This window comes from Methylobacterium brachiatum (assembly GCF_020523825.1).
Classification (GTDB): Bacteria; Pseudomonadota; Alphaproteobacteria; order Rhizobiales; family Beijerinckiaceae; genus Methylobacterium; species Methylobacterium brachiatum.
The window spans coordinates 28,102-44,122 of sequence record NZ_JAJALK010000010.1 but is presented as its reverse complement, the minus strand read 5'-3'; the positions used below and the strand labels follow the sequence as shown (position 1 = coordinate 44,122).

Sequence of the window (16,021 nt, the reverse complement as noted above, 5' to 3'; positions counted from 1 at the left end):
GGAAAATGCGAGCCCGGCATCGGATGCGACGCGGGCCGGCGAGGTCAGACGGGAGGAGGGCTCAGGGGCGCCGGGGCCGTGGGGCCGGGCGCGGCGGGAAGGCGGCTAGCCGATCCAGGCGGCGACGCCGGCGATTCCTGCGGGGAGGACGGCAACGACAGTTTTCATGCAGCCCCTCCCTCGATCGAGCGCGACGGGGACGAGGCTAGGGGAACCGGAACCGATTCGCAACGCCGGATCCCGCCCCAGCGGCCGCGCATCCGCCCCTAGCCCGCGACCTCCAGGCTGCGGGCCGCGCTGACGAGATGGTAGAACCGGCCGTCGAACAGCTGCATCACCGCCTCGGTGGCGGCGTGGGATTCCGGGCGGATCGAGGAGGCCAGGCAGGCGTCGAGCGCCGCCTGATCGGGAAAATCCATCTCCAGGATCATGGCGATCGGCCGGGCGTCGGCATCCTTGGAGACGAGGCGCTGCACCCGCACCGCGGTCACCCCCGGGAAGCGCCGCCAGAACGGCTCCAGCTCGTCCCGGACCCGGCGGAAGAACTCATCCTCGCGGCCGTCGCGCACCGTGCCCTCGTAGATCGCGGTCCTGGTCAGCATCGGGGCGTCTCCTCGGCCTCGACCGGTCAACCGGCCAGCGCCGGGTTCGCTCCCGGCGGGTGACAGGGCGGCCGCGCTGTCGGCCGGGACGGGGCGCCCGGCCTTCACCCGGTCGGCCGAATCGGGGTATCCCGTCTCGGCCCATCACGACGATGCGGGAGAGACCGGGATCCACCCGCCAGAGGGGGGCCCGGCGCCGACGGAGCAACCGCCCCGGAAACTCTCAGGCACCGGAACCGTGTCGTCAGGGCGATCTGGAGAGCGGTGCAGCGGATTTCTCCGTGGGCACCCGCCGAAGGGGACGTCCGTGCCAGCCTCGCCAGGGCCGGCCGGATCAAGCTCTCAGGCACCGGGACAGATGGGGCGCGCAACCGGCCAACCCGCAAGGGGCGGCCTTCCCGCGTCCGCACGTCCCGGAGTACCCATCATGACCCACATCGCCATCATCGGCGCCGGCATCACCGGCGTGACCACCGCCTATGCGCTCGCCCGGCGCGGCTACAGCGTCACCGTCGTCGACCGGCAGCGCTACGCCGCCATGGAGACCTCCTTCGCCAATGGCGGCCAGCTCTCGGCCTGCAACGCCGAGGTCTGGAACAAGCTCTCCACCGTGCTTCACGGCATCCAGTGGATGATGCGCCGCGACGCGCCGCTCCTGATGAATCCCACCCCGTCCTGGCACAAGCTGTCCTGGATGGCGGAGTTCATGCGCGAGATCGCCCATTACCGGCAGAACACCGTGGAGACCGTGCGGCTGGCGCTCAAGGCGCGCACCGCCCTGTTCGCCATGGCGGAGGCCGAGGGGATCGATTTCGACCTCAAGACCCGCGGCATCCTGCATTTCTACCGGGACCGGGCGAGCTTCGAGAAGGCGCACGCCGTCAACGCCCTGCTGCGGGAGGGCGGGCTCGAGCGCTACGCCGTGACCCCGGAGGAGATCCGGGCGATCGAGCCGACGCTGGCCGGCACCTATGCGGGCGGCTACTTCACCCCGTCGGACGCCACCGGCGACATCCACAAATTCACCCGCGGCCTCGCCGCCGCCTGCGCCCGCAAGGGCGTCCGCTTCGTCCACGACGCCAGCGTCGAGACGATCGCGGCCGGGGAGGGGGGCTACGCCATCGGCTGGCGTCAAGCAGGCCATCTTGCCGACCGGCCGGCCGCCGACGCGCAGGTGCTGCACGCCGACGCGGTGGTGATCTGCGCGGGCTGCGCCAGCCGGCGCTTCGCCGCGATGCTCGGGGACCGGGTCAACGTCTACCCGGTGAAGGGCTACTCGATCACCGTCAACCTGCTGACCCCGCAGGCGCAGAAGGCGGCCCCGGAGGTCAGCATCCTCGACGAGGCGGCCAAGATCGTCACCAGCCGGCTCGGCGACGAGCGCCTGCGGGTCGCCGGCACCGCCGAGTTCAACGGCTTCAACCGCGACATCCGCCACGACCGGGTGCAGCCGCTGATCGACTGGACCCGGGAGCAGTTCCCGCTGGTCGATACCGACCGGGTCGTGGCCTGGAGCGGCCTGCGCCCGATGCTGCCGAACATGCTGCCCAAGGTCGGCCGCGGGCGCCGGAAGGGCGTGTTCTACAACACCGGCCACGGCCATCTCGGCTGGACCCTCTCGGGCGCCACCGCCGAGCTCGTCGCCGAGGCGGTGGCCACCGAGCACGCGCCGGAGGCCGTGGGCCTGGATCTGGCAGCCTGATGCGGCTTGGATAGTCCGGGGTTCCCAAAGGGCCAGCCCTTTGGCGGGTGATCAGGGCGGAGCCCTGATGTGGCCAGAGAGCCCCGCTCCGCATCCGCACAGGATCCCGGACGTCCCACGGCCGACGTGCCAGGTCGGATTATTATGTATACACTACCCGAGCTGCCCCGGATTCCCGAGCCGTGATGCGCATGCCCCCTGCCTATATCGACCCCGCCACCGGCGCCTCCTACCCGATCGAGATCCCGCGCTGGCGGGGTGATTCGGGCGGCCCGCTGATGATCTCGCCGCTGCCCGGGATCGACCGGGGGCAGATCGATACCGGGCAGCGCTCGCTCTGGCGCTACGCGGCGGCGCTGCCGGTGGCGGTCACGGATCCGGTCTCGCTGGGGGAGGGCTGCACGCCGCTGGTGCGCCGGCCCTGGCGGGGGCGCCAGGCCCATTTCAAGCTCGAATGGTTCGCCCCCTCGGGCAGCTTCAAGGATCGCGGCGCCTCCGTGATGCTGTCGATCCTGCGCCAGCAGGGCATCGACGCGGTGCTGGAGGATTCGTCCGGCAACGGCGGCGCCGCCGTGGCGACCTACGCGGCCGCCGCCGGGATGCGGGCCAAGATCCTGGTCCCGGCCTCGACCTCGCCGGCCAAGACCGTGCAGATGCGCGCCGCCGGCGCCGAGGTCGAGCTGATCCCCGGCACCCGCCAGGACACCGCGGACGCGGCCGTGCGGCAGGCCGAGGAGATCTTCTATGCCAGCCACAACTGGCAGGCGCATTTCCTCCAGGGCACCAAGACGCTCGCCTACGAGCTGTGGGAGGATCTGGGCTTCTCCGCCCCCGGCGCGGTGATCATCCCGTGCGGGGCGGGCAGTAACATCCTGGGCTGCGATATCGGCTTCTCGGAGCTGCTGCGCCGGGGGGCGATCGCCCGGCTGCCGCGCCTCTACGCGGTGCAGCCGGCCCATTGCGCGCCCCTGCATGCCGGCTTCGAGGCGGGGGCCGAAGACTATGTGGCGGTCACCCCGCGCCCGACGCTCGCCGAGGGCGCGTCCATCGCCCAGCCGGTGCGCGGCCGGGCGGTGCTGGCGGCGCTCCGCCGCTCCGGGGGCGGCACCGTGGCGGTCTCGGAGGCGGCGATCGAGGCGGCGCTGATGGAGCTCGCCCGCTCCGGCCTCTACGTCGAGCCGACCTGCGCCATGGCCGCGGCGGCGCTGACCGACCTGACCGCGAGCGGCGCGATCCGCCCCGACGAGACCGTCGCGGTGGTGCTCACCGGCACCGGCATCAAGGCGACGCCGCGCATCGCCGAGCTTTTGGGTCTCGCCCCGTGACCTGAGCTTCCGCGACCGCGAACCAAGAAGACGCCCCGACAGGAGGAAAACCCATGCGCAACAACATTCCCGCCCGCGTCGGCATGCCGGTCGAGGAGATCGACACCCCCTGCCTGATGGTCGATCTCGACGCGTTCGAGCGCAACGTCGACAAGCTCGGCCGCTTCATGAAGGAGAACGGCCTGCGCCACCGGGCCCACGCCAAGACGCACAAATCCTCCGACATCGCGACCGTGCAGATCGAGCGGGGCGGGGCCTGCGGCGTCTGCTGCCAGAAGGTCAGCGAGGCCGAGGCCCTGGTCAGCGCCGGCATCCGCGACGTGCTCGTGTCGAACCAGGTCGTGGCGCCCCAGAAGATCGAGCGCCTGGCCGCGCTCGCCACCCGGGCGCGGGTCCTGGTCTGCGTCGACGACCTCGGCAATGTCGATGACCTGTCGGCGGCGGCGGTGAAGTACGGCGTCACCCTCGAGGCCCTGGTGGAGATCGATGTCGGCGCCGGCCGCTGCGGCGTCGCCCCGGGCGAGCCGGCCGTGGCGATCGCCAAGCGGATCGCGGCGGCGCCGGGGCTCACATTCGCCGGGCTGCAGGCCTATCAGGGCCGGGCGCAGCACGTGCGCGACTACGCCGAGCGCAAGGCGCTGATCCAGGCGGCGATCGACGACACGAAGCGCACCGTCGACCTGCTGAAGGCCGAAGGGCTCGATTGCGCCATCGTGGCGGGCGCCGGCACCGGCAGCTTCGCCCTGGAGGGCGGCAGCGGCGTCTACAACGAGCTGCAATGCGGCTCCTACGTGTTCATGGACGCCGACTACCAGCGGGTGAAGGATGCGAGCGGTCAGCCGATCGGCGATTTCGAGAACAGCCTGTTCATCGTCACGTCGATCATGAGCAAGGCCAAGGCCGATGTCGCGATCTGCGATGCCGGCCTGAAGGCTCAGAGCATCGACAGCGGCCTGCCCCTGGTGTTCGGCCGGAGCGACGTCGAATACGTCAAGTGCTCGGACGAGCACGGGGTGATCAGCGATCCCGGCAACGTGCTCAAGCTCAACGACCGCCTGAAGCTGATTCCAGGCCATTGCGACCCGACCGTCAACGTCTACGACTGGTATGTCGCCGTGCGGAACGGCCGGGTCGAGGCGGTCTGGCCGGTCACCGCCCGCGGCATGACGTTGTGATGGGGTCTGTACCGTCATGGGTTCCCAAAGGGCGAGCCCTTTGGCTGGGTATCGGGCAGAAATTCTAACGCCGGCCCTGATGCATCCTAGCAAGGCTCTGCCCTGCACCCGCAAAAGGTCGCAGACCTTTTGAAACCATGACCTTGGAGATCGTCACGTCATGCGCTTCATCTCGGAAGAGGAATCCGCCGCCCTGGTCGATCACGCCCTGGCGTTCGAGGCGGCCCGGGAGGCGCTGATCGCCGCGGTCGCGCCGGGCACCACCCTGTTCCCGGCGGTGCTGGGGCACGGTTCGGAGCCGACCAACCGGTTCTCGATCAAGTCGGGATCGACCGCCGCTTATGCCGGCCTGAAGGTCGGCTCGTTCTGGCCGGGCAATCCCGACCGGGGCCTGCCGCGGCACAATTCGGTGATCCTGCTGTTCGACCAGGAGGTCGGCCGGGTCGACACGGTGATCGAGGCGGGCCGCGTCAACGCCTACCGCACCGCCGCCGCCGACGCGGTGGCGGCGAGCGTCCTGGCCCGGCCGGATTCGGCGGTGCTCGCCGTGTTCGGGGCCGGCAACCAGGCGGAGTTCGAATGCGCGGCGCTCGCCCGGATCCTGCCGATCCGGACCATGCTGGTGGTGGCGCGCGACGCGGCCAAGGTCGCGGGGTTCGGCGAGCGCCTGCGCGGGCAGGGGATCGCCGTGGAGGTGCGGGCGGCCGATCCGCAGGAGGCCTGCCGGGCCGCCGACGTGATCGTCACGGCGACGCCCGCCCGGGCGCCGTTGTTCGAGGCCGATTGGGTCCGCCCCGGCACCCATGTCGCCGCCATGGGGGCGGATGCCAAGGGCAAGCAGGAGCTGCCCCCGGCCCTGCTGGAACGGGCGGCCCTCTACTGCGACCTGCCCGAGCAATCGCGCACCATCGGCGAGTTCCAGCACGCCCCCGCGGCGGCGGAGCTGCGGGCGATCGGCCCCGTGCTCGAAAGCGGGGAGGGCGCGCGGACCGACCCGGAGGCGATCACGGTGTTCGACTCCTCCGGCATCGCCCTCCAGGACCTGACCATCGCCCGGGCGATCCTCGCCAAAGCGGGCGGGCGCGGGTAGGGGACGCCGACGCCGGCCCTCCCCCGCCCCGGCGGAGGACAGAGCGGCATGCAGGACAGGCAGATCCGGGTCATCGGCATCGGCACGGGCGATCCCGAGCACCTGACCCTCCAGGCGGTGCGGGCGCTCTCCGATGTCGACGCGGTGTTCGTGCTCGATAAGCGCGCCGAGACCGCCGACCTCGTGGAGATCCGCAAGCGGATCTGCGCCGCCCATATCCGAAACCCCCATCGGGTCGTCACCGTCGACGACCCGCCCCGGGAGCGCCACCCGGCCGATTACGGCGCCACCGTCGAGGCCTGGCACGCGGCCCGGGCCGAGCGGCTGGAGACGGCCTTCGCGGCGGAGCTCGAGGCCGGGCAGGTCGGGGCGATCCTGGTCTGGGGCGACCCGGCCCTCTACGACAGCACCCTGCGGATCCTCGACCGCATTGCGTCGCGCGGGCGTCTCGCCCTGAGCTACGCCGTGATCCCCGGCCTCTCCAGCGTGCAGGTCCTGGCCGCCCGCCACGGCGTGCCGCTCAACGCCATCGGCGGACCGGTGCTGATCACCACCGGGCGCCGCCTCGCCGCGGGCTGGCCGGAGGGGGCCGACAGCGTCGTGGTGATGCTCGACGGCGATCCGCGCTTCGCCCATCTCGACCCGGATCTGACGATCTACTGGGGCGCCTATCTCGGCAGCCCGGACGAGATTTTGCTTGCCGGCCGCCTCGGCACGGTCGGCGACGAGATCCGGCGGGTCCGCGCGGAGGCCCGGGCGCGGCACGGCTGGATCATGGATATCTACCTGTTGCGACGGCTCTGAGCATGAGAGCCTGCCGACCTGGACGGCCCTGAATCACTGCGCTGCGCGCGCGACTATCCCACTCTCGCCCCTCATCCTGAGGCGGCGCAGCGCAGCGGAGACCTCGCAGGAGCCCTCCAGCCAGCCGCGCGATCCCTGGAGGGCTCCTTCGAGGCCGCTGCGCGGCACCTCAGGATGAGCGGGGGCGGTGGGAGAACCCGCGTCCACACGCCCTGCATGGACGCCGACCCCATCCGTGACCCCGCCGCCACGGACAGGGCGGCCCGACCCGGCTAGACCGCCGCCATGCTGCGCTTGCGGGACTACCAGCGCGCCAGCCTCGACGCGCTCGCGGCCGCCTGGGGGCGGGGAGGGGGCGACGCGGCGGCGCCCGGCCATCTGGTCGTGCTGCCCACCGGGGCCGGCAAGGCCCTGGTCATCGCCGCCCTCGCCCGGGAGGCCGTCACAAAAAACCCCCTCGCCCGGGTGGCGATCGTCACCCACAGCCGCGAGCTCGTCGCCCAGAACTTTTCCGAGTTGACCCGCTACTGGCCGGAGGCGCCGGCCGGCATCTTCTCCGCCGGGCTCGGGCGGCGGGAGGCCGGGGCGCAGGTCCTGGTCTGCGGCATCCAGTCCGTGGCCGACCGGCTCGACGCGGTCGGCCCGCGCGACCTCGTGATCGTCGACGAGGCGCACCTGATCCCCCGCGCCGCCCATACCCGCTACGGCCGGTTCTTGACGGGCCTGCAGGCGCTGACCCCCGGGATGCGGGTGGCGGGCTTCACCGCGACCCCCTACCGGCTCGATTCCGGCCGGCTCGACGCAGGGGAGGGCCGCCTGTTCGCCGGGATCGCCTACGAGGCCGATACCGGCGACCTGATCCGGCGCGGTTTTCTGGCGCCCCTCGTCTCCAAGGCGACCCTGACCCAGCTCGACGTCTCCGGGGTCGGCCGGCGCGGGGGCGACTACATCCCGGGGGAGCTGGAGGCGGCGGTCAACCGCGACTGGATCACCCGGGCCGCCGTGGCCGAGCTGACGGAGTACGGCAGCGGCCGCCGGGCCTGGCTCGCCTTCTGCGCCGGCCTCGCCCATGCCGATGCCGTGCGCGACGCGGTGCGGGCCGAGGGGTATTCCTGCGAGACGGTCTCGGGCGAGACGCCCCGCCGGGAGCGCGACCGGATCGTGGCGGCATTCCGGGCCGGAAAAATCCGCTGCCTGACCTCGGTGGGCGTGCTCGGCACCGGCTTCAACGCCCCGGAGGTCGACCTCGTGGCCCTGCTGCGCCCGACCCGCAGCACCGGCCTCTACGTCCAGCAGGTCGGCCGGGCGCTGCGCTGCGCCCCCGGCAAGGAAGACGCGCTGATCCTCGACTATGCCGGCCTGGTTCGGATGCACGGGCCGGTGGACGCCGTGACGGCGCAGAGTGCCGCCCAGGTGCTCGGCGGGGCAGGGGGCCTGCGCGCCAAGCCCTGCCCCGGCTGCGGCGCCCTGATCGCCCTGAACGCCTCCACCTGCGAGGCCTGCTGGACCGAGCCGGAGGACGAGGCCGATCCGGCCGCCCTGCACGACGCCGCGGCCGAGGACGAGCTGCCGATCCTCTCGGCCGAGATCGTGCCGGCCGCGGAGCCGGCCGGCCCTGCCCCGGAGGCGGATGCGCCCTGGCATCCGGTGACGGATCTGAGCCTTGAGGCGGCTCCGGACGGGCTCGACCTCGTGCTCGGCTGGCGGGACGGCGCGGCCGCGGCCGATTGGCGGGTGCGCCTGCGGCCCGAGCGCAGCGGCTACGAGCGGGAGAAGGCGGTGCTGTGGTGGCGCGGGCTCGGCGGCGGCCGCGACGCGCCGATGGACGCCGCCGGCTTCCTGGACCGGGCCGATTCCCTGGCCCGGCCGGCGGCGATCCGGATCCGGCCGGGCCGGCTGTCGGACCAGATCGAGTGCCGCGCCCAGGACGGCCGGATCTTCGTCGACCAGAGCCGGCTCGCCGGGCGCGCCGCGTGACGCCGCGGGGAGGGCGCTTTGACCCGGGTTGCTCGAACCGCCCTCACCCAGCTCCGCCGCTTCGCTTCTCGGGTGTGCGCCGTTTCGCGGCGCCGGAGATCGGGCCGGCTCTCGGAGGCCGGCCAGAGCCCGGTGGGATACGCCGCTCTGATCCGGCGGCGAACCCGGCCATCTGGCATGCCAGGCCCCCTCACCCGGGCGCCCTGATGGCTTTAGTTCCATAATATATCTTATGCGAAATTCGGATATGGGTCGGGAGGGGTGTGGCTGGGGCCCGATGGCTGGGTCCGGGATGTCTGCTGATGGTTCTGGCGCAGGATCCGGGCAGCAGCCTCCAGAACCACACCGTCATCCCGGGGCCGCGCAGCGGAGCCCGGGATCCAGACCCGTCGACAGGTCGAGGTCTTGCAGGCGGTCGGCGGCTCCCGATCACCGCATCCGGCAGGCTCGCTTGCAGGGCCGTGGACTGGCGCGTGAGCGATCGAGCGCCGGTGCGACGCCCGGGAGGCCGCCCCGGCGCACTGAGGATCGCCGACACGGGCGCGGCGATGGACGCGGGCGTTACGGCAGCTTGGAGCGCAGCCAGCCGAACAGGCGCCCGCCCGGGAAGCGGGCAGGCGGCATCCGGACCGTCGGTGCGGCCCCCTCCTCCGGGATCGGGCCCTGGTGGAAGCGCGCGCCGAACGACCAGAACTGGTCCTGCCGGGTCCCGATCATGCCGAGCCCGACGGGTTCGCGGTCGACGCCCGGGCGCATCCGCCCGGCGGCCCAGACCCGCTGCCAGCAGTCGCGCCGCGACAGGTCGGCGTCGCGCCAGCCCAGGCGCCCGTGCCCGGCGACGGCAAACACCCGTTCGCCGCCGAACGCTTCCGGGATCCACACCCAGGTCGAGAACACGTAGGCCCGGTCGGTGCCGAGGTCGGCCGGGTCGACCGCCCGCGTATAGGCGCTGAGCGCCGGGGTCCGGTGCCGCCCGGCATGCCGGCGCAGGCCGGACGGCAGGGTCAGGGCGTCCGCGAAGGCCCCCGCCCCTAAGTCGGTCGGCGCCTGGTCGTGCGCCAGTGCGTAGGCGCTGTCGATCAGGTGGATCCAGGGCTCGAGATCGACCTCCCAGGCCTGTTCGGTGGGGGCGAAGCGGCGCACCTGCCCGGCGATCACCCGGTCGGCGACCCGCCGCGCGGGCTCCGGGGGCCAGTCCGGCCCGGCCGCGGTGACGCGCAGCAGCGTCGAGGGCCCGTGCGCCCAGACCGCTTCGGCCAGGCGCTCGAACTCGGAATCCGGGGTGTCGCGGCCAAGCTTGCGCACCAGGATCTTCGACCCGTCGGCGAGGTCGTCCAGCATCTTGCGCTTGAGGTGGGCGAGGCGGCCGTATTCGCGCTCGACCAGCACCTCCGGGTCGATCGAGCCGGCGGGATGGCCGGTGTTCGCCCAGATGTTGTAGGCGACGCTGTGGCAATAATAGGTGCCGCCGGCGCTCACCGCGATGCGCAGGTCGCCCGGCGCGCCGAAATCCGCGAAGCCGCAGCGCAGGCCGCGGATCAGATCCTCCATCGGCGTGTAGGAGAACCGCAGCAGGCCGGACGGCTCGACGCCGCCGTAGCGCTGGACGAAGCCGAACTCGCAATTGTCGCCCAGGCTGCGAAACCCGTGGAGCCGCTCCGAAAGCCTCGCGGCCGCCGCGTTCCTGATCCCGGTCACTGTCGTCCGCTCTGATCCACCGAGCCCTTTCGCGCCAGATCGCGGGGTCCACCCGGGTTTGTCCAGCCCCGTCGGCGCATGGCCGGCGCGGCGGCGGCGACTTGGTCGGCCCGGGAGGAGGGGTGTTTTTCGGTGTCCGGTGCGCTGGAGCCCCCTCCCCGGCCTCAGGGCGCGATCACCGCCTCCAGGGTCTGCAGGCTCGAATCGGTGCCGATCGCGTGTCCGGATTCCGACAGCCAACGCTCGGCGGTGGCCCGGCCGAGGTCGCGCAGGGCGCCGATCGTCGACCAGCGGGTGTCGAGCTTGCTGATCTCGCCCCCGGCCAGCTCGCAGGGCGCCTGCAGCAGGTGGATGTTGATGTCGGCCACCGCCCCCATCCGGGCGTCCCGGGTGTCCGTTTCCCTGGCGTAACGCTGCAACTCGGTCAGCGCCTTCAGGTCGCGCATCAGGCAGGCGTTGAAGCTGATGTCGCTGACCCGCCCGGCGATCTCGGAGGGCAGCCGGCCGATCTCGTCGGTCACGAACGGCGTCAGCTGCAGGACGATCAGGTCGGTGGCGCCGTGGCCGTTGAACACCAGCGGCTCCAGGGCCGGGTTGGCGGCGTAGCCCCCGTCCCAGTAGCGCCGGCCGTCGATCTCCACCGGGGCGAACAGCTCCGGCAGGCACGAGGAGGCCATCAGCGCCTTGAGCGTGACCTCGGGTCCGGTGAACAGGCGCGCGGCCCCGGTGAGGATGTCGGTGGCCGAGACGTAGAGCGGCACCCGCTCCTGGCGGGCGACGGTCTCGAGGTCGATGCTGGCGCGCACCACCGCCTGGAACAGGTGCATGTCGCGTAACGTCGGCAGGAACGGCGAGACATAGGCCGAGGCCTCCCGGAACAGCGCCAGGGACCGGGCGACGAACGGGTCCAGGAAGGGCTCGAAATAGGTCCCGAACCCCTCGAAGCCGCGCAGGGGCGAGCGCTCGGCGGTCGCCCGCCACAGGCGCTCCAGGGACTCCCGGCCGCCGTCATCGCCGCCGGTGGCCAGCCCCGCCACCAGGGCGGCGCCGTTCAGCGCGCCCGCGCTGGCGCCGCTGACCGCGACGATCTCGATATGCTCCTCCAGCAGCCGGTCGATCACGCCCCAGCCATAGGCGCCGTAGGAGCCGCCACCCTGGAGCCCGAGGGCCACGCGCGGTTTCATCTCTGCCATCGTCCCTGCTGATCCGGAGCGCCCGGGCATCGTCCCGAACCAGCGGCAACGCGCCCGCGCCCGGATTGCTGCACCGCGGCGGACCGATCCGGTGCCGCAGGCTCAGGCTGCGGCCCGGGGCTCCGTCTCGAGCCCCCTCCCCGGCCCCCGGAACCGGGCGAAGCGCAGGGCGAGCTCCGGCAGGATCGCCAGGGTGAGCAGCGTCGCGGTGACGAGGCCGCCCAGGATCACCAGCGCCATCGGGCCCTCGATCTCCCGGCCGGGCTCGCCCGCCCCCAGCGCCAGGGGCAGCAGGCCGAGGCCGGTGACCAGGGAGGTCATCAGGATCGGTACCATCCGGTCGGCGGCGCCCTCCACGGCGGTGGCCCGGTTCCAGGGGCGGCCCGCGGTGACGAGCTGCTCGTAATGGGCGATCATCATCACGCTGTTGCGCAGGCTGATGCCCGACAGGGTGACGAAGCCGACGATCGACCCGAGGGAGAGCACGCCCCCGGTGAGCACGATCGCCGCCACGCCGCCGACGAACGCGAAGGGCAGGGTCACCAGCACCAGCAGCAGGTTGGCCCCCGAGCCGGTGACCACGGCGAGCAGCAGCACGATGCCGAACCCGGCGAGCGCCGCATGGGCGAGGAGATCGGTGCGGGCCTGGGCCTGCGCCTCCGCGGCCCCCGCGAAGGCGACGTAGACGCCCTCCGGCAGGCGCACCGACCGGGCGATCTTGGCGCGCGCCGCCGCCACGAAGCCGGCCACGTCCCGGCCCTCGACGCCCGCGGTCACGGTCTGGACCCGCTGGGCGCCCTGGTGCTGGACTTGGTAGCGGCCGGTGCTCTCGTAGATGTCGGCCACCTGCGAGAGCCGGACGTAGCGCCCGCCCGGATTGCGCAGAGGCAGGTCGCCCAGCGCGCTGAGCCGGCCGCGGGCCCGGGCGTCGAGGATCACCAGCACGTTGAACACCGCGTTGCCGACATAGGTCTGGCCGACCGTGTCGCCCTGGTAGGCGGTGCGCACCGATTCCAGCACCTCGATCGCGTCGAGCCCCCAGTGGCGCAGGTCCGCGGGGCGTAAGGAGGCGGTCACCTGCGGCAGCCCGGCCGGCGCGGCGAGCTGCACGTCCCGGGCGCCCCGCACCTCGGCGAGCTCGCGCGCCACCGCCCGGGCGGCGGCCTCGATCCGGGGCAGGTCGTCGCCGATCAGGTTCACCACCACGGGCGCGGTATGGCCCGAGACCGTCTCCTCGATCCGCTCGGTCAGGAAGGTCTTGAGCGAGAAGGCCGCCCCCGGGAATCCGGCCGTCAGGGCGCGGATCCCGGCTTCCGTGGCCCGCTGGGCCGCCCCGTCGAGGCCGGGCTCGAGGTCGATATGGATCTCGCTGTAATGGGTGCCGGCGGTGTCCTGCCCGGCCTCGGCCCGGCCGATCTGCGCCGCCACGGTCCGGACGCCGGGGATGCCCTTGAGGCCGGCGGTGATCAGGCCGCCTAGGCGCTGCGATTCCTGCAGGGCGGTGCCGGGGGCCGCGGCCATGTGCAGGATCAGGTGGCCTTCCTTCAGGTCGGGCAGGAAGCTGGCGCCGAGCCGGGGCACCAGGGCGGCCCCGGCCAGAACCGCCAGCGCGCTCAGGACGATCGCGGTGCGCGGCACCCGCCCGATCCCGGCGAGCAGCCCGCGATAGGCCGCCCGGCAGAGGCGCACCACCGGCGGGTCGGCGGCTTCGGCCTTGGCGCGCCCGGTCCCGCCGAGCAGCATCAGGGCGAGGGCGGGGGTGACCGTCAGCGCCACCAGCAGCGAGGCCAGCACGGCGGCGATGTAGGCGAGCGCCAGGGGGCCGAACAGGCGGCCGGCCACCCCGGTGAGCGCCAGCACCGGCAGGAACATCAGCAGCACCGCCAGGGTGGCGTAGGCGACCGCGCCGCGCACCTCCAGGATGGCGTCGAACACGACCCGGGGGCCGCCGCTCCTCCCTTTCGCCCGGGCCTCGCGCAGGCGCCGGGCGACGTTCTCGACGCCGATCACCGCGTCGTCCACCACCTCGCCGATGGCCAGCGCCAGACCGCCCAGCGTCATGGTGTTGAGGCTCTCGCCCCAGGCCTGGAGGGCGAGCGCCGCGGCGATCAGCGAGAGCGGGATCGCGGCCGCGCTGATCAGGGCGGTGCGCCAGTCGGCCAAAAAAACCAGCAGGACGACGACCACCAGGGCGCCGCCCAGCATCAGCGCCTGGAGGACGTTACCGTTGGCGACGTCGACGAAGTTCGCCGGGCGGAACAGGTCGGCGTGCGGGCTCACCCCGGCCCGCGCCAGGGCCGGCCGCAGCTCCGCCAGGGCCGCCTCCAGGCGCCGGGTGACGGTCCGCGTGTCGACCCCGACCTGGGCGCCGACCATCAGCAGCACCCCCGGCTTGCCGTCCACCAGGGCGGCGCCGATCGCCGGCTCGGGGGCGGCCAGGATCGTGGCGACGTCGGCCAGGACCACGCTCGCCCCGCCCTCGTTGACCAGCACGGTGCGCCCGAGCGCCTCCGGGGTGAGCGACTGCCCCTCGGTGCGCAGGCCGACCCGCTGGTTCGGCGTGTCCACGAAGCCGGCGCCCCGCACCCCCGTGGCTTTACGGGCGGCGGCCAGCACGTCGTTGAGCCCGACCCGGTAGCGGATCAGGTCGTCGGGGCGGACCTGCACCTGGAGGGCGCGCACGTCGCCGCCATAGACCGAGACCTGGGCGATGCCCGGCACCGCCTGGAGGCGCAGCCGGACCGTCCAGTCGGCGAGCGTGCGCAGGTCCATGGCGCTGCGGCTGTCCGAGGTGAGGCCGATCAGCAGCACCGTCGAGGTCGAGGAGGTCAGCGCCGTCATGGCGGGCGCCATCACGCCCTGCGGCAGCCGTCCGGCCAGGGCGGCCAGGCGCTCGTTGACCCGCTGGCGCACCCGGTCGACGTCGCTGCCGGCCCGGAACGCCGCGCTGATCACCGACAGCCCCTGGATCGACGAGGAGCGTAGGCTCTCCAGCCCGGGCAGGCCGCCCACCGCCCCCTCGATCGCCTGGGTGACCAGGACCTCGACCTGCTCGGGGTCGAGGCCCGGCGCCTCGGTCTGGATCGTCACGGTGGGCGGCGCGAATTCCGGAAAGACGTCGTAGCGGGCGCTGCGCAGGGCGTAGAGCCCGAAGGCCAGGAGCGCGCAGGCGAGGGCCAGCACCACGTGCGGCCGCCGCACCGAGAACCCGACCAGCCCGGCCTGGGGGCCCCGGGGCAGGGGCTCACCGTGATCCAACGCGCTCGCCGGCGCCGAACCGGTGTCCACTTCGGCGGCGCGCGCTTCAGTCATCGTCGTCGCCGGAGACCCGGATCTGGCCCTTCATCTCCTCGGAGAGCAGGGCCTGGCCGCCCTTCAGCACGATCTCGGTGCCGTCGGGCAGGTCCTCGACCACGAAGGCGTCGGCCGAGAGCGGCGCGTCGGCCCGGACCGGGTGGCGGACATAGCCGCCCTGCATCCCCCGGTAGACCCAGGTCCCCCCCTCCCCGTGCACCACGGCGTCCTCCGGGACCAGCACCCCGGTGGCCGAGCGGGCGGCCGGCAGGAACGCCATCGTGCTCATGCCGGGCAGGAGGCCGCCCGCCCCGGAGACGCGGTAGAAGAAGCTCTGGCCCTGGATCCGCGGATCGGTGCGGGTCGCCGGGGAGACCAGCCGCAGGGGGACCCGGTCGCTCTGCGGCGGCACCTCCGCGAAGGCGGCGTCCGGCGGCGGGTTCAGGGCCTCGCCCGGGGGCAGGGTCACCTGCATCAGGAAGTCGGCGCGCTCGATCAGGCGGGTAACCAGCGGCCCGCGCTCGACGATGGCGCGGCCGAGCACCGGGCCCCATTCCTGCTGGGCGGTGGCGGCCAGGGTGCGCAGCTGCGATTCCGCGGCCGTGACGGCGGCCTGGTCGGTTAGCACGGTGGCCTCGACGGTCTCGATCTGGGCGGCCGCCATGGTGGCGGGGCCGAGGCTGCGGGCCCGCCGCGCGGCGCTGGCCGAGACCTCGGCCCGGGCCCGGGCGGTTTGGAGCCCGGCCACCGCACCGGCATAGGCGTTGGTCAGCTCGGTCACCCGGGCGAGGTCGAGGACGCTGCCATAGGCGGTCAGCTCCTGGCGGTGCGGCCGGGCCGGCAGGATGGCGGTCCGGAGGCCGACCCGGTCGCGCTCCTCCGGGGTGAGCCGCACGATCGTGCGCCCGTCCTCGACGGCGACCCGCGCAGTCGCCTTCGGCTCCGGGACGGCGGCCGGCGCCTCCGGCAGGAATGCCGTGACGAGGCCGTTCAAGGTGGCGAGCAGGGGGGCGCCCCGCGCGCGCAGGTCCGGCCCGGCCGGGGCGGCGAGAGTCAGGACGGCAAGGGTGAGGAGGCCTGCCAGGGCCAGCCCTGCCAGCAGCACGCGCCGCCGTCGCATCCCGCCCCCTCCGCAAGCGCCGATCCCGGGGTGCCCCGACG

General features: G+C 73.2%; 11 protein-coding genes and 2 riboswitches. Of the genes, 6 read left to right on the top strand and 5 right to left on the bottom strand.

The features are described 5' to 3' along the window. Positions 1-266: 266 nt before the first annotated feature. Positions 267-602 (bottom strand): hypothetical protein, encoded by a 336-nt coding sequence (locus LGR69_RS20670; protein WP_091864500.1) that lies wholly within the window; start codon positions 600-602, stop codon positions 267-269. A 145-nt stretch (positions 603-747) separates the two neighbouring features. Continuing rightward, positions 748-851, top strand: a riboswitch (glycine riboswitch). A gap of 3 nt (positions 852-854) precedes the next feature. Continuing rightward, positions 855-962, top strand: a riboswitch (glycine riboswitch). Between the two features lie 67 nt (positions 963-1,029). Here LGR69_RS20670 and LGR69_RS20665 point away from each other — a divergent pair. The 6 genes from LGR69_RS20665 (at position 1,030) to LGR69_RS20640 (ending at position 8,675) form a co-directional block, all read left to right on the top strand. Further along, positions 1,030-2,304, top strand: a complete 1,275-nt coding sequence (locus LGR69_RS20665) for a D-amino acid dehydrogenase (RefSeq protein ID WP_230367205.1) — start codon at positions 1,030-1,032, stop codon at positions 2,302-2,304. A 191-nt stretch (positions 2,305-2,495) separates the two neighbouring features. Then, positions 2,496-3,629: a threonine synthase gene (locus LGR69_RS20660; protein WP_091864554.1), complete on the top strand. Its 1,134-nt coding sequence runs from the start codon at positions 2,496-2,498 to the stop codon at positions 3,627-3,629. A 53-nt stretch (positions 3,630-3,682) separates the two neighbouring features. Beyond that, positions 3,683-4,804 carry a DSD1 family PLP-dependent enzyme gene (locus LGR69_RS20655; protein ID WP_230367204.1) on the top strand — a complete coding sequence of 374 codons (1,122 nt, stop codon included), beginning with the start codon at positions 3,683-3,685 and terminating at the stop codon, positions 4,802-4,804. A 160-nt stretch (positions 4,805-4,964) separates the two neighbouring features. Next, positions 4,965-5,894 (top strand): ornithine cyclodeaminase family protein, encoded by a 930-nt coding sequence (locus LGR69_RS20650; RefSeq protein WP_230367203.1) that lies wholly within the window; start codon positions 4,965-4,967, stop codon positions 5,892-5,894. Between the two features lie 48 nt (positions 5,895-5,942). Then, a complete protein-coding gene (cobF, locus tag LGR69_RS20645; RefSeq protein ID WP_230367202.1) occupies positions 5,943-6,698 on the top strand; it encodes a precorrin-6A synthase (deacetylating) in 756 nt (251 codons plus the stop codon). A 285-nt stretch (positions 6,699-6,983) separates the two neighbouring features. Then, complete coding sequence (locus LGR69_RS20640) at positions 6,984-8,675, top strand: DEAD/DEAH box helicase (protein ID WP_230367201.1); 1,692 nt, start codon at positions 6,984-6,986, stop codon at positions 8,673-8,675. Between the two features lie 561 nt (positions 8,676-9,236). Here the strand turns inward: LGR69_RS20640 and LGR69_RS20635 are convergent. The 4 genes from LGR69_RS20635 to LGR69_RS20620 form a co-directional block, all read right to left on the bottom strand. After that, the gene (locus LGR69_RS20635) at positions 9,237-10,373 is read right to left on the bottom strand and encodes a hypothetical protein (RefSeq protein ID WP_230367200.1); all 1,137 of its coding nucleotides are present in this window, start codon (positions 10,371-10,373) and stop codon (positions 9,237-9,239) included. 164 nt (positions 10,374-10,537) lie between these two features. Continuing rightward, the gene (locus LGR69_RS20630; protein ID WP_230367199.1) at positions 10,538-11,566 is read right to left on the bottom strand and encodes a patatin-like phospholipase family protein; all 1,029 of its coding nucleotides are present in this window, start codon (positions 11,564-11,566) and stop codon (positions 10,538-10,540) included. Positions 11,567-11,668: 102 nt separating this feature from the next. Next, positions 11,669-14,878 carry an efflux RND transporter permease subunit gene (locus LGR69_RS20625; protein WP_230367198.1) on the bottom strand — a complete coding sequence of 1,070 codons (3,210 nt, stop codon included), beginning with the start codon at positions 14,876-14,878 and terminating at the stop codon, positions 11,669-11,671. Beyond that, on the bottom strand, positions 14,871-15,980 hold the full coding sequence (locus LGR69_RS20620) for an efflux RND transporter periplasmic adaptor subunit (protein WP_122160074.1): 1,110 nt from the start codon (positions 15,978-15,980) through the stop codon (positions 14,871-14,873). The genes LGR69_RS20625 and LGR69_RS20620 overlap by 8 nt, the downstream gene beginning before the upstream one ends. Positions 15,981-16,021 lie beyond the last annotated feature (41 nt).

What these genes read in the sequence shown, in the direction of transcription:
- LGR69_RS20630 (WP_230367199.1), bottom strand. Translation starts at nt 11,566, where the DNA reads ATGGCAGAGATGAAACCGCGCGTGGCCCTCGGGCTCCAGGGTGGCGGC.
- LGR69_RS20640 (WP_230367201.1), top strand. Translation starts at nt 6,984, where the DNA reads ATGCTGCGCTTGCGGGACTACCAGCGCGCCAGCCTCGACGCGCTCGCG.
- cobF (WP_230367202.1), top strand. Translation starts at nt 5,943, where the DNA reads ATGCAGGACAGGCAGATCCGGGTCATCGGCATCGGCACGGGCGATCCC.
- LGR69_RS20665 (WP_230367205.1), top strand. Translation starts at nt 1,030, where the DNA reads ATGACCCACATCGCCATCATCGGCGCCGGCATCACCGGCGTGACCACC.
- LGR69_RS20650 (WP_230367203.1), top strand. Translation starts at nt 4,965, where the DNA reads ATGCGCTTCATCTCGGAAGAGGAATCCGCCGCCCTGGTCGATCACGCC.
- LGR69_RS20655 (WP_230367204.1), top strand. Translation starts at nt 3,683, where the DNA reads ATGCGCAACAACATTCCCGCCCGCGTCGGCATGCCGGTCGAGGAGATC.
- LGR69_RS20670 (WP_091864500.1), bottom strand. Translation starts at nt 602, where the DNA reads ATGCTGACCAGGACCGCGATCTACGAGGGCACGGTGCGCGACGGCCGC.
- LGR69_RS20660 (WP_091864554.1), top strand. Translation starts at nt 2,496, where the DNA reads ATGCCCCCTGCCTATATCGACCCCGCCACCGGCGCCTCCTACCCGATC.
- LGR69_RS20625 (WP_230367198.1), bottom strand. Translation starts at nt 14,878, where the DNA reads ATGACTGAAGCGCGCGCCGCCGAAGTGGACACCGGTTCGGCGCCGGCG.
- LGR69_RS20620 (WP_122160074.1), bottom strand. Translation starts at nt 15,980, where the DNA reads ATGCGACGGCGGCGCGTGCTGCTGGCAGGGCTGGCCCTGGCAGGCCTC.